This window comes from Microtetraspora malaysiensis (assembly GCF_050947145.1).
In the GTDB taxonomy this organism is placed as follows: Bacteria; Actinomycetota; Actinomycetes; order Streptosporangiales; family Streptosporangiaceae; genus Microtetraspora_A; species Microtetraspora_A malaysiensis.
This window is the reverse complement of the sequence record NZ_CP191998.1, coordinates 2,919,075-2,933,225: the sequence shown is the minus strand read 5'-3', so window position 1 is coordinate 2,933,225 and position 14,151 is coordinate 2,919,075. Positions and strand designations below refer to the sequence as shown.

At 71.8% G+C, this 14,151-nt stretch carries 12 protein-coding genes and 3 tRNA genes; 8 read left to right on the top strand and 7 right to left on the bottom strand.

The window, feature by feature from the left end; genetic code table 11:
• Positions 1–23 precede the first annotated feature (23 nt).
• Positions 24–1,019 (bottom strand): chorismate-binding protein, encoded by a 996-nt coding sequence (locus ACQP1V_RS14015; protein WP_433422826.1) that lies wholly within the window; start codon positions 1,017–1,019, stop codon positions 24–26.
• A gap of 263 nt (positions 1,020–1,282) precedes the next feature.
• On the opposite strand from ACQP1V_RS14015, the gene ACQP1V_RS14010 reads away from it, so the two are divergent.
• Both ACQP1V_RS14010 and ACQP1V_RS14005 read left to right on the top strand, forming a co-directional pair.
• Positions 1,283–1,888, top strand: coding sequence for a response regulator transcription factor (locus ACQP1V_RS14010; RefSeq protein WP_387413374.1), 606 nt, complete (start codon positions 1,283–1,285; stop codon positions 1,886–1,888).
• Between the two features lie 204 nt (positions 1,889–2,092).
• Positions 2,093–2,548: a spore-associated protein A gene (locus ACQP1V_RS14005; RefSeq protein WP_433422823.1), complete on the top strand. Its 456-nt coding sequence runs from the start codon at positions 2,093–2,095 to the stop codon at positions 2,546–2,548.
• 106 nt (positions 2,549–2,654) lie between these two features.
• Here ACQP1V_RS14005 and ACQP1V_RS14000 read toward each other — a convergent pair whose 3' ends face one another.
• Positions 2,655–3,572 (bottom strand): LysR family transcriptional regulator, encoded by a 918-nt coding sequence (locus ACQP1V_RS14000; RefSeq protein WP_433422820.1) that lies wholly within the window; start codon positions 3,570–3,572, stop codon positions 2,655–2,657.
• A gap of 92 nt (positions 3,573–3,664) precedes the next feature.
• Here ACQP1V_RS14000 and ACQP1V_RS13995 point away from each other — a divergent pair, with 92 nt between their 5' ends.
• Positions 3,665–4,915, top strand: coding sequence for an NAD(P)-binding domain-containing protein (locus ACQP1V_RS13995; protein ID WP_433422817.1), 1,251 nt, complete (start codon positions 3,665–3,667; stop codon positions 4,913–4,915).
• Between the two features lie 46 nt (positions 4,916–4,961).
• On the opposite strand, the gene hutH is transcribed toward ACQP1V_RS13995, so the two are convergent.
• Positions 4,962–6,509, bottom strand: a complete 1,548-nt coding sequence (gene hutH / locus ACQP1V_RS13990) for a histidine ammonia-lyase (RefSeq protein ID WP_433422814.1) — start codon at positions 6,507–6,509, stop codon at positions 4,962–4,964.
• A 144-nt stretch (positions 6,510–6,653) separates the two neighbouring features.
• Here hutH and ACQP1V_RS13985 point away from each other — a divergent pair.
• From ACQP1V_RS13985 to ACQP1V_RS13970, 4 genes are all read left to right on the top strand, one after another.
• A tRNA-Gly gene (locus tag ACQP1V_RS13985) sits at positions 6,654–6,725 on the top strand.
• Between the two features lie 13 nt (positions 6,726–6,738).
• Positions 6,739–6,809, top strand: a tRNA-Cys gene (locus ACQP1V_RS13980).
• 15 nt (positions 6,810–6,824) lie between these two features.
• Positions 6,825–6,896: transfer RNA gene (locus tag ACQP1V_RS13975), tRNA-Val, on the top strand.
• 142 nt (positions 6,897–7,038) lie between these two features.
• Entirely contained in the window at positions 7,039–8,610 is a 1,572-nt protein-coding gene (locus ACQP1V_RS13970) for a hypothetical protein (protein ID WP_433422811.1), read from the top strand.
• A 51-nt stretch (positions 8,611–8,661) separates the two neighbouring features.
• Here ACQP1V_RS13970 and ACQP1V_RS13965 read toward each other — a convergent pair whose 3' ends face one another.
• Positions 8,662–9,462: a class I SAM-dependent methyltransferase gene (locus ACQP1V_RS13965; RefSeq protein ID WP_433422808.1), complete on the bottom strand. Its 801-nt coding sequence runs from the start codon at positions 9,460–9,462 to the stop codon at positions 8,662–8,664.
• A 98-nt stretch (positions 9,463–9,560) separates the two neighbouring features.
• On the opposite strand from ACQP1V_RS13965, the gene ACQP1V_RS13960 reads away from it, so the two are divergent.
• Complete coding sequence (locus ACQP1V_RS13960) at positions 9,561–10,088, top strand: GNAT family N-acetyltransferase (protein ID WP_433422805.1); 528 nt, start codon at positions 9,561–9,563, stop codon at positions 10,086–10,088.
• 52 nt (positions 10,089–10,140) lie between these two features.
• Here the strand turns inward: ACQP1V_RS13960 and ACQP1V_RS13955 are convergent, their stop codons facing one another.
• From ACQP1V_RS13955 to lysS, 3 genes are all read right to left on the bottom strand, one after another.
• Entirely contained in the window at positions 10,141–11,466 is a 1,326-nt protein-coding gene (locus ACQP1V_RS13955) for a glycosyltransferase (RefSeq protein ID WP_433422802.1), read from the bottom strand.
• On the bottom strand, positions 11,459–12,031 hold the full coding sequence (locus tag ACQP1V_RS13950) for a TetR/AcrR family transcriptional regulator (RefSeq protein ID WP_433422799.1): 573 nt from the start codon (positions 12,029–12,031) through the stop codon (positions 11,459–11,461). Before ACQP1V_RS13950 ends, ACQP1V_RS13955 begins: the two co-directional genes overlap by 8 nt.
• 239 nt (positions 12,032–12,270) lie before the next feature.
• Positions 12,271–13,983, bottom strand: a complete 1,713-nt coding sequence (gene lysS, locus ACQP1V_RS13945; protein WP_433422796.1) for a lysine--tRNA ligase — start codon at positions 13,981–13,983, stop codon at positions 12,271–12,273.
• Between the last annotated feature and the right edge of the window lie 168 nt (positions 13,984–14,151).

Below are 14,151 nucleotides of genomic sequence, written 5' to 3'. Positions count from 1 at the left end.
CTCGATCTCCATCCCTGCTCGTGCTAGCTCCGTGACGCGAGTCCGATGAGCCGGGACGCCTTCAACTCGGTTTCGCGCCACTCCCGCGTGGGGTCGGAGCCCCACGTGATGCCCGCTCCGGTGCCGAAGCGGATCATGCCCTGCTCCACCCAGAAGGTGCGGATGCCGACCGCCAGCGCGGCTTCCCGCCGGTCGGCGTCGACCCAGCCCACTGCCCCACAGTATGGCCCGCGCGGCTGTGGTTCGAGTCGATTGATGATCTGCAGGGCCGTGTACTTCGGCGCTCCCGTCACCGAACCGGGCGGAAACGTCGCGGCGAACAGCTCCGGCCACCCCGCTCCGGCCGCGAGCTTGGCCCGTACGGTCGAGACGAGGTGGACGAGCCCCGGGTGCTCCTCGACCTCGCAGAGCGCGGGCACCGACACGGAGCCGACCTCGGCCACCCGGCCCAGGTCGTTCCGTACGAGATCGACGATCATCACGTTCTCGGCGTGGTCCTTTTCCAGCAGGTCGGCCGCGGTGACGCCGGTGCCCTTGATCGGCCGGGACTCGACCACGTCACCGGCGCGCGACAGGTACAGCTCGGGCGAGGCCGACACGACCGTCAGGCCGGGCACGTCGATCAGCGCGGCGTAGGGCGCCGGATTTCCCCTGGCGAGCCGTACGGCGAGGGCCGCGGGGTCGGCGTCGTCGGCGAGCGGGGCCGACAGCACCCGGCAGAGGTTGGCCTGGTAGACGTCCCCCCGCTCGATGTGGTCCTTGATCGCGCGCACACCCTGCTCGTATGCCGCGCGGTCGAGCGAACTCGTCCACGCCTCGGGGGCCGGGCCCGGCCAGGGCGCGCGCGGCCGGGGCAGCGGCGCGGGGCGCACATCGTCGAAACGCGCGCACGTGACCTTGCCCTCGTAGGTCACGACGACGGCCCACCATCCGGTCGAGTCGAGCGCGGCCGGATCGGTCGTCACATCGCGCAGGCCGGTGGCCAAGAGGCCGCCAACATGGGCGTAAGCGTCCTTCACCGGACCATTTTCGCCCGATTCGGCGACCGTATTCTCCCGCCCCGCCCTCCCCCGAGGCCGCTCGTGCGGCCACCTCGTCCTGGAGCAGCCGCGGGAACGCCACCTCAGGCGGGCATGCGAGGCGTCCTCAAGCGCCGGCACGGTGGCGTGGCAGGGAATACCGTCAACCAATATCAGCGATCTTCTTCTGGGATATTTTCGGACCCGTCTTAAGAACATATGACGTCTGAAACCGATCGCATGGATTGGTCCAGGAGGAGTCTGTGATCCGGATTCTGGTGGCGGAAGACATGCGCATCCTGCGCGACACGCTGGTCGCCGTGTTGAAGCTGGAGGACGATCTCGACGTGGTGGCGGCCATGGAGACGGGGGACGACGTCGTGTCCACCGCGCTTGCGTACCGGCCGGACGTGGCGGTGATCGCCGTCGACCTTCCCAGTACGGACGGGATCGTCGTGGCGGCCGAACTGCACGAGCGGCTGCCGGAGTGTCGCACGCTGATACTGACCGGCTCGGGCAGACCGGGAGAACTGCGCCGCGCCCTGGCCGCGCGAGTTCACGGGTTCATCGCCAAGGACGCCCCGGTGAACGAACTGATCGACGCCGTGCGCAAGGTGTCCGCCGGCGTCCGGGCGGTCGATCCGCAACTGGCGCTGGCGGCTCTCGATGTGGAGGAGAACCCGCTGTCCCGTCGCGAGGCCGAGGTGCTGAAGCAGTTCAGCACGGGCAGTGGCGCGGCGGAGATCGCCGCCGGGTTGTGCCTGTCGTATGGCACCGTGCGCAACTATCTGGCCTCCGCCGTCACCAAGCTGAACGCGCGCAACCGGGTGGATGCCGTCCGCATAGCCACCGAGGCCGGCTGGCTGTAGCGGGAAATGTGCAGTCTGCACGATTCCCCGGTGCGATCTGCATGCCGACATCGTGCTTGAGGCACTGCCGCGCGCCACCGAAACCCACGAAAGATTTGACGTCATGGGGTTACAGGATCTTCGGCTCTTTGACCGAAGCCTGTTGCGCAAGATCCTTCGACCGGCGCGATGTCGCGGCGGTCGAAAACGAAAGGACACGTACACGTGCGTAAATCCGCGAAGACCGCCCTCGTCGCGGCGGGGCTGGCCGTCGGAGCATTCACCGTGAGCCCGGCGCCTGCCATCGCCGCGGCGTACTCGCCTGAGGGTGTCTGCGGGGCGGGGTACGCGCGGGTCAGCGACGGCTCTCGCGCGGTCAAGACGCCGTCCGGCTCCACCTTCGGCCATGTCTACCTGCTCTACAACAGCAGCAACGGCTACAACTGCGTGGTCACCATCAAGAAGTCGTACGTCGGAACCGCCACCCTCACCATGGCGACCCTGCAGGTGGAGGGCAGCAAGCCGGTGACCGACTCCAAGTCCTACAAGTACTACGCGGGCCCGGTGAAGGCATCCGCCAAGGGCAAGTGCGTCAGGTACAGCGCCGTCATCTACGACACCCGGACTCAGGGTGAGGTCGCCCAGGGCGGCCGCAGCGCCTATCTCAACTGCAAGAAGTGAGACTGACGAAAGGGCGCCGGGAGTCCGCTCCCGGCGCCCTTTCGGCTTCGCGTACAGCGCCCCGAACCACTCGCGGTCGGGGCCGGCCGGGCAGTCGGCGGCGCTCTCACGCCCTTCCCGGGGTGGCTCGTGCGGCCACCTCGTCCTGGAGCAGCCGCAGGAACGTCACCGCGGCGGGGAGCGGCGCCGCGGACGGCAGCGCCGCGTACACCGACCGGCGCGGCGCGAACTCCCCGAGCGGGCGGAGCACCAGGTCGGTGCGGGCACGGACGCCGTCCGCCGCCATGGCCGGGACGAGGGTGACGCCGAGACCGGCGGCCACGTACCCGAACTTGCCGGTCCACTCGGCCACGCGGAAGCCGGCCCGCGGCGTGAAGCCGGCCCGTGCGCACGCGGTCAGGAGCATCGTCGTGTGCCCGCGCGGCGGCGCCTCGATCCAGTTCTCGTCCCGCAGGTCGCGTAGGTCGACCACCGCGCGCCCGGCCAGCGGATGGCCGCTCGCCAGCGCGACCAGGAACTCGTCCTCCAGGAGCGGGGTGAGCGTGCTCTCGGGTCCGGCGGCGAGCCCCGAGAGGTAGTCGCTGACCACGGCGACGTCGATGTCGCCGTCGGCGAGACGCTCCATGAGCCGGCCGCTCGGCCCCTCGACGATCTGGGTCTCCACGTCGGGACCGCGCCGCAGGAACGCACGCAGCGCGCCGGGGACGAGCGCGGCGTTGGCGGTGGCGAAGACGCCGACGCGCAGCCTCCCGGCCACGCCCCGGTGGATGGCCGACAGCTCCTCAGCCGCCGAGCGCAGCCGGTCGAGCACGTCCACGGCGTGGCGGTGCAGGGCGTGCCCGGCTGGCGTGAGCCGTACGCCCCTGGGCAGCCGCTCGAACAGCGGGCCGCCCGCCCGCGCCTCCAGCGACGCGATCCCCCGCGACACGGCCGACTGCGTGTAGTTCAGCTCGGCGGCGGCCGCCGTGAAGGAGCCGGTGCGGGCCACGGCGTCGAGCAGCCTGAGCGCGTCGGTGCCGAACATGATCCCTCCATCGATCCATGAGTCAGAGGCATGGATATCATGCGATTTAGTCGCTGGTGGAATGGGTCGGGTGCGACCTAAAGTCCCCAGACATGATCGCTTTTCTCGGACTGGGGCGCATGGGCTCCCTCATGGCCCGGCGGCTCGTGGACGCCGGGCACCAGGTGACCGTATGGAACCGCACGCGTAAGGAGATCTCGGGGGCGGCGGTGGCGGCGACCCCCGCGGAAGCCGTCGCGGGCGCCGAGCTCGTCATCACGATGCTGGCCGACCCGGACGCGGTGGACGCCGTTGCGCGCGCCGCGCTGCCCGGCCTGCGCCCGGACGCCGTGGTCGTGGAGATGTCGACGATCGGCCCGGACGCCGTCGCGCGGCTCCGGGAGACGCTGCCCCCGGGAGCGGGACTGGTGGACGCGCCGGTGCTCGGCAGCGTGGAGCCCGCGAAGGCCGGGAAACTGGCCGTCCTGGCCGGTGGCTCGCCCGAGGACCTGGCGCGCTGCCGCGATGTGCTCGCCGTCTTCGGGACGGTGCGCGAGGTGGGCGGCCCGGGATCGGGCGCCGCGCTGAAGCTGGCCGTCATGAGCGCGCTCGTCTCCGCCCAGGTGATGCTGGCCGAGAACCTCGCGTACGCGGAGCGGATGGGCATCGCCCCCGCGACCTTCCTCGACGTCCTCGCGGGCACCCCGCTCGGCGCGCTCGCCGACCGGCTCGCGGCCGCCGCGACGGAGCGGGGCCCCATCGAGACCCGGTACGCGCTCGGCTTGGCGGCGAAGGACCTGCGACTCGCGACCGGCGGCGCGGGGGCGGCTCAGACGGTGACGGCGGCCGCGCGGGACCTGCTCGCGGCGGCCGAGGCGGCGGGCCTGGGGGCCCAGGACCTCACCGCCGTCGTCCGCTGGGCCGCCGCCGCGGACGCCCCCGGCGACGCCGCGATCGGCGAGCGCGCCCGGGGCGGGAAAGCCGCCGTGCGGATCAACCCCTCGACGGTCGCGCCGACCAACGGTCGGTACTCCCACGCGGTGCGTTTCGGAGACCTGCTGTTCGTCTCCGGACAGGTCGCGGCGGACGAGCACGGCCACGTCCTCGGCGAGGACGACATGGCCCGGCAGACGGAACACATCTTCGAGAACCTGCGCCTGATCCTGGCGGACCAGGGAAGCTCGTTCGACGACGTGATCCATGTCAAGTCGTTCGTCACCGACATGGAGCGGCTGGCCGACTACGGGAACGTCCGCGCGCGCTACCTCACCGGGAAACCGCCGTCGAGCACCACCGTCGAGGTCTCCCGCCTCTTCCTGCCCGGTGCGCTGCTGGAGGTCGAGGTGATCGCGGCGATCCGCTGACCCGCCGCTCCGCGTACGGCCGTGCCGGTCAGCCCAGCCGTGCCGGTCAGCCCAGCGGACCCGTCACCGACTCCGCGGCGGCGACGACGGCTCCCTCGGCGACGAGCCGTACGACCGCTTCGATCTCCGGCGCGAGGAAGCGGTCCGCCCCGGGGCCCTCGACCGACTCCCTGATCAGCGCGGTCACCGCCCCCGTCGCGGGGGCCGGGGCATGCGGCGCGCGCAGGTCGATGGCGCGGGCGGCGGTGAGCAGTTCGACGGCGAGCACCCGGGTCAGGCCGTCGACCGCGCGGCGCAGCTTGCGCCCGGCCGACCAGCCCATCGAGACGTGGTCCTCCTGCATCGCCGAGCTCGGGATCGAGTCGACGCTGGCGGGGTTGGCCAGGCGCTTCAGCTCCGACACGATGGCGGCCTGCGTGTACTGGGCGATCATGTGTCCGGAGTCGACGCCCGGATCGTCCGCCAGGAAGGCGGGCAGCCCGTGGCTGCGGGCCACGTCGAGCATCCGGTCGGTACGCCGCTCGGCGATCGACGCGACATCGGCCACCGCGATCGCCAGGAAGTCCAGCACGTACGCCACGGGAGCGCCGTGGAAGTTGCCGTTGGACTCGACCCGGCCGTCGGCCAGCACCACCGGGTTGTCGATCGCGCTGGCCAGCTCGCGCCCGGCGACCGTGGTGGCGTGCGCGACGGTGTCCCGGGCGGCGCCGGCGACCTGGGGCGCGCAGCGCAGCGAGTAGGCGTCCTGCACCCGGGTGCAGGAGCCGTCCCGGTGCGAGGCCATGATCCCCGACCCGTCCAGCAGAGCGCGCATGTTGGCCGCCGCGGCCGCCTGGCCCGGGTGGGGGCGCAGCGCCTGGAGCGCGGCGTCGAAGACCCGGTCGGTGCCGAGCAGCGCCTCGACGCTCATCGCCGCGCTGATGTCGGCCGTTCTGAGCAGCCGCTCCAGGTCGCGGATGGCGAGCACGAGCATGCCGAGCATCCCGTCGGTGCCGTTGATGAGCGCGAGGCCCTCCTTGGCCGCCAGCTCGACCGGCTCGATGCCGTACTCCTTGAGCGCCTCGTCGGCGGGGCGGACCCGGCCCTCGCGGTCGCGGACGACGCCCTCCCCCATGATGGTCAGCGCGACGTGGGAGAGCGGCGCGAGGTCGCCGGAGCAGCCGAGGCTGCCGTACTCGTGGACCACGGGCGTGATCCCGGCGTTGAGGAGGCTCTCCAGGACCCGCGCGGTCGTGGGCCGCACGCCGGTGTGACCGGTGGCGAGGGTGTGCAGGCGCAGGAACATCATGGCCCGGGTGACCTCGGTCTCCACCTCGGGTCCCGAGCCGGCGGCGTGCGAGCGGACCAGGCTCCGCTGGAGCTGGGCGCGCAGCGACGGGTCGATGTGCCGGGTGGCGAGGGCGCCGAACCCGGTGGAGACACCGTAGGCGGGGGTCTCGCTCTCCGCCAGCTCCTCGATCCGGCCTCGTGACGCGGCCATCTCCGCAATCGTGTCGTCCGTGAGCCGTACGGGCGCGCCGTACCTGGCCACGTTGATCACGTCATCGAAGGCCGGCGGCTCCGGCCTGATCTCCACGACCTCTTTGTCGCGCATGGTCCCACTCTTCCCGCACGTCGTAACTAGCGTCTGCAATGTTAGCTGCTTACATCCCCCGGGTCTCCCGCTTGATTTGGGGAGTCGGCGCGGATTCGCTAGAGTTCTCTGCGTGAGGCCGCCTCCAAGGAGGCGGGAAATCACGCGGAAGTGGCTCAGTGGTAGAGCATCACCTTGCCAAGGTGAGGGTCGCGGGTTCGAATCCCGTCTTCCGCTCGGAGCTTTACGTGGTGGAGTGGCCGAGAGGCGAGGCAGCGGCCTGCAAAGCCGCGTACACGGGTTCAAATCCCGTCTCCACCTCTGGCCCCAAGCCAAGGACGATTAGCTCAGCGGGAGAGCGCTTCCCTGACACGGAAGAGGTCACTGGTTCAATCCCAGTATCGTCCACTCGTGAGAACCCCAGGCCCCACGGCCTGGGGTTCTCTGTTTCCGGACCCGCTGTCCCGTCGGAATCTGGATTGCGGTGTTCGCCGCCCATGGACCATCATGGCGCCATGATCTATGGGAAGGGCGGCCACCGCCCCAGCCGATGAACCCCGGCATCTGGAAGCTGGGTGACGATCCCGTCGACGATCGCCCCACCTTCCTCGCTCACGCGCTCGCGATGTCCCTGCGCCACGGACCCGGCCCGTGGCCCGACGAAGCCCGTACGCTCCCCGACGTTCCGCCTCCCGCGGCCGAGGGCGACCTTTTCGTCCCCGGCGTCGTCATGGACGGGCTCAGGAGCCACCACTTCGACATCGCGCCTGACGCGCTCGCCGTCACTGAGATCGCCGACCTGCTCGACAGGCTCGCCCTCGGCGTACCCACGCGGGACGACCTCCTGCGGTTGCATGAGCGGGCGAGCGAGGTGCCGACGCTCGACGTCGCCGACGACCTCGTCGAACAGATCCGGCTCCGGCGGCCGTCCCGGAAACGGATCCGCGACCTGGGACGCCACCTGGCGGAGCACGGCACCCGCCGTAACGCCGTGAAGATCGGCCTGGTGCTGATCGGAGCCTGCGGCGACGAACGCGACCGCGACCTGCTGCTCCTGCTCGGCAGCCTGGAGGAGCTCACCCTGTACGCGGCGGTCGCCCTGGCCAACACTCAGCCCGACCGGCAGCGCGCCATGTACGAGCTGGCCCGGCGCGTCCGCGGCTGGGGCCGCATCCACGCGGTGGAGCGGCTCAGGGGATGCGATGATCCGGAGATCAAGGCCTGGCTGCTGCGGGACGGCTTCCGCAACGAGGTCATGAACGAGTACCTGGCCCACGTCGCCGCCACGTCCGGCGACCTCTACTCGGCACTCCTCGAACCGGACGTCGACGACGCCCTGCTCGACGGCGCCGCGGACATCCTGACCGCCCTGGCACAGGGCGGCCCGGCCGAGGACATGAGCGACTACGAGGACGCCCTCCCGGTCGTGGGCCGCTTCGCCGAGCTTCTCGCCGGCCGCCGTCCCACCCTCCAGAGGTTGCGCGGCCTGCTGAACGTGCGGGACTTCGTCCTGCGCGAGTCCGCCAACGGCGGCCCCTGGCCGGCCGACGACATCGCGCGGCTGCGCCGGAGCTACGAGGAACGCCTCACCGAGCCCCGGTGGAGCGACCTGGTGCTGGCACACCTGTCGGATCCGCGCGACGCCGACTTTCACGAGGCGACGTGGGCAGCCGGCTCGCTCCGGTTGCCGGTCATCCCGCGGCTCGTCGCCCGCCTGGAGATCGACCCGCTGGACGGGTTCGCCTGGTGGACGGCCATCCGCCAGGCCACGCCCGTCGAAGCCGAGCTGCTCTGCGACCTCGCCGCACGGCTCCTCCCGCTACCCGATCTCGCCAACGGCCCCGGCGATATCTATGACATCGGCGAGGAGTACGCCCCCGACCGGGCGCTGGAGTCCGTCGTCGGCGGGCTGGACGCGTTTCCGGGGGTCGGGCTGCCGCTGATCCGCGTGGCGCTGGGCAACCGGATCAACCGGCTCCGCCGGGCGGCGGTGAACGCGCTGGCCGCCTGGCCGGCGGACGCCGTACCGGATGAGGCCCGAGACTGGGTCCGGCGGGCGGCGGCGATCGAACCGGTCGAGGGGGCACGAGCCGAGATGCTCGCCTTCCTGGTGTCCGGGTGACGGGGAGCGGGTGGCGGCCGGGAGCCGCCACCCGCCTCCGCGCGTCCTGAGTCAGGAGCGGGCGACGGTGAGCATGTGGCCGGCCACGCCGAGCAGGGTGGGTTCGCCCTCAGAGCGCCGGGCCACGTCGAGGAGCATGCCGCGGCGCTCCGGGTCGTCCAGCCACTCGTTGATGTCGGCGTACAGGCTGAACACGCCTTCGAGGGCGTATCGCCGGGCCTCCGGGAGGCCCGCGTCGGCGAACTCGCCGAGGATCTCGTCCGGGTCGTGGAAGTAGGCGGTGGTGAAGCCGATCCGCTCGTTCCCCCGGAGCAGCCCGTGGCGAGCGGAGTCGTCCACCACGGGCCGGACGCTCTCCTCGGCGTAACGGCCCGACCTGATCATGTCGTGCACGGCGGCCCACCTGCTGATCGTGGCCGCCGCGACCACGCCGCCGGGCCGGACGACCCGGCGGGCCTCGGCCAGGGCGCGTACCCGGTCGGCCCGGTCGGACAGGTGGTACAGCGGGCCGAGCAGCAGGACCGCGCCGGCCGAGCCGCCGGCGTCCTCCAGGGCCCGCGCGTCCCCCACCCGGGCGACGACGCCGGGCAGCCGGGCCGCCTGATCCACGTGCGCGGGCACCGGGTCGACCACCTCGACCTGGTAGCCGTCGGCGGCGAGCCACTCCGCGTGCACGCCGCTGGCCCCGCCCACGTCCAGGACGCGGGCCGGGGCGGGCGGCAGCACACGGCGCAGCACGTCCCGCGTGCGCCAGAGCTCCAGCCGCCCCCGGCCGGAGCGCAGCCGCTCGTTCTCTCTTCCCCGCAGGTAGTAGTCCATGATCTCGGGCGCGAACTCCGGCGACTCGGTCATGCCGTGAGGATGCCGCCCGCCCGGACCGGGATCAACCCGGTTTTCCCGGTACGGAGCGACTCGCCGCACCCGTGAAAACGCTGAGGTAGCGTCCGGACATGTCCCTCGATCCACATCCCACCCTGTACGGCACGGCGGTGACCTTACGCCCCGCCACGGAGGCCGACATCCCGGCGCTCGCCGCCATCCGGGCCACTCCCGAGGTGTACCGATGGTGGCGGGGCGAGGAGGACCTGGCGGCGGAGGTGGCCCGCGACCTGAGCGCTCCCGACACCGCCGTCCTCGCGATCGTGTACGACGGCCGCGTGGTCGGCCAGATCCAGTGGGGGGCGGAGGAGGAGCCCGACTACCGCCACGCGAGCATCGACGTCTTCCTCGATCCGGCGGTGCACGGCCGGGGCATCGGCGCCGACGCGATACGCACGCTGGCCCGGCATCTGATCGCCGACCGGGGCCACCATCGGCTGACGATCGACCCGGCCGCGGACAACTCGGCCGCCATCCGGTGTTACGAGAAGGTGGGCTTCCGCCCGGTCGGCGTCATGCGGCGGTACGAGCGCGGCCCGGACGGCACCTGGCACGACGGCCTCCTCATGGACCTGCTGGCCGAGGAGCTGACCGGCTGACGGGTCCGCCCGGAGCGCCGGCAGGCGGATCTCCGCCTGCCGGGACGGTGGTTCAACCGGCGCTGTTGAGCCCGGTCGGTTCGGCCACGTCGCGCGCGGGAGTGCCCTCGTCCCTGCCGGTCGTCCGCTCGGCGAGGGCCTCGAGTTCGGCGACCGCTCGGTCGGTGGCCGTCTCGGCGGCGATCTCGGCCGCCAGTCGCTGCGCTTCGCGGCGGTAGGACGGGTCGTGCAGGACGCGGTCGACCGCGCGGGCGATCGTGCGGGGTGAGCTGCTCTTGCTCACCGTGATCCCGGCGCCCGCGAATTCGACGTGCCGTGCCACCTCGCGCTGGTCTCGCCCGAGCGGCACGCAGACCAGGGGGACCCCAGCGGCCAGGGACTTGACGGCCGTCCCGTGGCCGGCGTGCGTGATGGTCACCGCGGCGTGGCGCAGCGCCAGGCTGTGCGGCGCCGCCGCGGTGACGAGGACATTGCCGGGCGCCCGGATCGTCGCCGGGTCCACGGCCGGGCCGGTGGTCAGCAGCCCGCGCACCGGCAGCGTGCCGAGGGCTTCGGCGATGCGCTCGAGCACCACGCGCTGGTTCATGAACGTCGAGCTGAGGCTGACCAGCGCCAGCGGTGCGTCACCCGTTGGCAGCTCCAGCTCCCCGACCCAGGCGGGGTCGTCGAGCCGTGGGCCGACGTGGCGCACGTAGTCGGGGAAGCGCCGGCTGGGGTAGTCGAGCGCACGGGGAGACAGCACGAGACACCGATCGACGCGGCAGAACGCGTCGACGACCGAGTCCAGCGGCGCCAGGTCGTTGGCGACGCGGGCGGCGTTGAGCGCCGGCAGCCCCTTCGCCCACGGCTTCATGATCAGCCCCATCAGGATCCGGTCGCGGAGGTGCCCCAGCATGCCAGTGGCGGGCGCGAATCCCGGACCGAACGGCGGTGCTCCCGGGGTGGGCATCGGATAGATGGTCGTCGCGAGCGAGGCCACGGGGATCCCGGCGGCTTCGCCGGCGGTGAGCGTGCCGAGGAGCGAGGAGTCGGCGACCAGCACGTCGGCCGGATGAGCACGCAACTCGGCCAGGGTGTCCCGGGCGTAGTCGGCCGCGGGTCCGCACACGATGCGGTCCCGCAGCCGCGCGAACGCACCCAACGGCGTACGGGCCTCGAAGTCCTTGAGGACCTCCTTGGCCGGGTCGGCGGTGTCGCCCTGGGGCGCCGTCGTCCAGGCGACCGGCTCCGCGCCGGCGGCGGCGACCTCGTCGTGCAGCGACCTGTCGGCCAGCACTCGGACGCTGTGGCCGCGTTCGCGCAGCGCGCGGGCGACCGAAAGCGTGGGCGGCACGGCTCCGCCGCCGGACCAGGTGGCGAACAGGAAGTTCCTACTCATAGTTCCTCTTTCGCGGATCGATCGAGGTCAGCAAGTCGCACATGGCACGTTCGGCGTCCTCGCGCGACAGCCCGAGGTCGCGCCGCCACAATTTCCAGAGGTAGACGTCCGTGGCGGCGTAGTGCAGGGTCAGCGCGTGCTCGCGTGCGGGGCCCCGGGCCGGGAGGCGGTCGGCGAAGACCCGCTCCAGCCACGCCCGATGCTGGCCGCGCGCGTGGGCGGCCGCGCGGGCGATCGCCGGGACGCGATCGACCTGCGCGATCCAGAGCACGTTGGCGTCGCCGTGGCCTTCGTAGTCCTCGAAGAGCACGGCCACGATCGCCGGTACATCACCGGTCGGCGCCTGACGGGCGACCTCCGTTTGGGATGCCACCTGGTCGGCGATGGCATCGGCGAGCCCGTCCTTGCTGTCGAAGTGGTTGACGATGGTCTGCACCGACACGCCCGCCTCGTCGGCGATGTGCTGCAGCGTGACGTCGTCGTACCACCGCCGCGTCCACAGCGCGACCGCGGCTTCGAGGATGCGCGCGCGCGTGGCCTCCACGGCCGCTGCACGGGCACCCATACGGTACGGGCGCCTGCCCTCACTTTCCATGGAGTCATATCTACATTCAATTGATCGGTCAGTCAATCGAAATCTCTGGCGCAGGCCGAAGCGATCGAAGGCATGCGGCAGCGGTAGGCGAGCTCGTCGCGTTGTGATCAAGAGAGGGGTGACGAGCCCGCTGACCGCGCCTTCACCGCAGGTACGCCAACGGCCCGGGAGGCGAGGCCATCCCGGGCCGTTGGTGGAGACGTCAGGCGTCAGGCGTCGAGCAGCTTGCGCACCCGGCCGGCGCCGACCGCGAGAAGCAGGGTCGGCAGCCGCGGGCCGGTGTCGCGCCCGACCAGCAGCCGGTACAGCAGGGCGAAGAACTCGCGCTGCGCGACCTTCAGCTCCGGTGTCGGCTTGGCGTCGGCCGGCAGGCCCGCCTGGAGCTTCGGCACGCTGTAGACGAGGGTGGTCAGCGCCTCGAGCGACCAGTGCTCGTCGAGCCCGTCCAGCAGCAGCCGCAGCGACCCCCGCTCGGCGTCGCCGAGGGACGCCAGCAGCTCAGCGTCGGGCTCGTCGCGCACGCGGGTGCGCTGCTCGACCGGCACCTGGGTGGTGACCCAGTGAGTGGCCCGATCGAGGCGGGGCCGGGTCTCGTCCAGGGACTCGATCGGGTTGGCCGGGTCGAGGTCCCGCAGGATGCGCAGGGTCTGCTCGGGGTCGCCCGCCGTGATGTCCACCACCGAGGCGAGCGTCCGGTACGACACCGGCCGCGGCGTCGTCGGCAGCGGGCCGGCGGCGGTGCCGATCGCCCGGGCGTGCGCCGCGAGATCGGCGGGCAGCGCCGTGCCGTCCGCGACCTTGCGCGCCAGTGCGTCCCACTCGTCGTAGAGGCGCTGGATCTCCTGGTCGAACGCGATCTTGAAGGACTGGTTGGGCCTGCGCCGCGCGTACAGCCAGCGCAGCAGCGGCGCCTCCATGATCTCCAGGGCGTCGGCGGGAGTGGGCACGCCCCCCTTGGAGCTGCTCATCTTGGCCATGCCGCTGATGCCGACGAAGGCGTACATGGGGCCGATCGGCTGGTCGCCGCCGAACACGTCCCTGACGATCTGCCCGCCGACGACGAACGAGGAGCCCGGCGAGGAGTGGTCGACCCCCGACGGCTCGAAGACGACCCCCTCGTACTGCCAGCGCATCGGCCAGTCGACCTTCCACACCAGCTTGCCCCGGTTGTGCTCGGACAGCCGCACGACCTCGGAGAAGCCGCAGACGCAGGTGTAGGCGAGCTCGGTCGTCTCCGGGTCGTAGGAGGTGACCGTGGTCAGGTCACGCTCACAGGCCGAGCAGTAGGGCTTGTACGGGAAGTAGCCGGCGGCGGCGCTGCCGTCGTCCTCGGTCGCCGCGCCCGACCCCTCGGCGGCGGCGGCCTCCGCCTCGTCCACCGGCGTCTGCCGCGGCGCCTGGGAGGCACCCTTGTCCTTCGTCCGGTACTGGGCGAGGATCGCGTCGATCCACTCCCGTTCGCGCATCGCGAACAGGATCTGCTCACGGTAGGCGCCCGAGGTGTACCGCTCGGTCTGGCTGATGCCGTGGAACTCGATGCCCATCTCGGCGAGCGCCGCGATCATCGGCGCCTTGAAGTGCTCGGCCCAGCTCGCGTACGGGCTGCCGTGGGGCGCGGGCACGGAGGTCAGCGGCTTGCCGATGTGCTCGGCCCACGCCGGGTCGATGCCGGCCGGGACCTTGCGGAACCGGTCGTAGTCGTCCCAGGAGATGATGTGCACGCATTCGTATCCGCGGCGGCGGATCTCGTCGGCGACGAGATGCGGCGTCATGACCTCACGCAGGTTGCCCAGGTGGATGGGCCCGGACGGACTGAGGCCAGATGCGCAGACGATGGTTTTTCCGGGCGCGCGACGCTCCGCCTCGGCGATGACCTCGTCCGCGAAACGGGAGACCCAGTCGGTCTCGGAGCTTACAGCCACGATCGACGCACCCTTTCTGTGTAATCCCGGTCATCCATTCTCGCGGATGCCCGGGGCTCCCCGGTCCGTCCGAGACCTCCACACCCGGATTCGCCGTGGGAAATCCGGCCCCCGGCGCCGCCGGGGGCCGGGGGCCACGAGGCTGTCCGCGCTGGTCAACCCGCCGGT

Bases quoted from the DNA above. Each gene is read 5' to 3' on its own strand.
- ACQP1V_RS14000 (WP_433422820.1), bottom strand. From the start codon at position 3,572: ATGTTCGGCACCGACGCGCTCAGGCTGCTCGACGCCGTGGCCCGCACC.
- ACQP1V_RS13995 (WP_433422817.1), top strand. From the start codon at position 3,665: ATGATCGCTTTTCTCGGACTGGGGCGCATGGGCTCCCTCATGGCCCGG.
- hutH (WP_433422814.1), bottom strand. From the start codon at position 6,509: ATGCGCGACAAAGAGGTCGTGGAGATCAGGCCGGAGCCGCCGGCCTTC.
- ACQP1V_RS13970 (WP_433422811.1), top strand. From the start codon at position 7,039: ATGAACCCCGGCATCTGGAAGCTGGGTGACGATCCCGTCGACGATCGC.
- ACQP1V_RS13965 (WP_433422808.1), bottom strand. From the start codon at position 9,462: ATGACCGAGTCGCCGGAGTTCGCGCCCGAGATCATGGACTACTACCTG.
- ACQP1V_RS13960 (WP_433422805.1), top strand. From the start codon at position 9,561: ATGTCCCTCGATCCACATCCCACCCTGTACGGCACGGCGGTGACCTTA.
- ACQP1V_RS13955 (WP_433422802.1), bottom strand. From the start codon at position 11,466: ATGAGTAGGAACTTCCTGTTCGCCACCTGGTCCGGCGGCGGAGCCGTG.
- ACQP1V_RS13950 (WP_433422799.1), bottom strand. From the start codon at position 12,031: ATGGGTGCCCGTGCAGCGGCCGTGGAGGCCACGCGCGCGCGCATCCTC.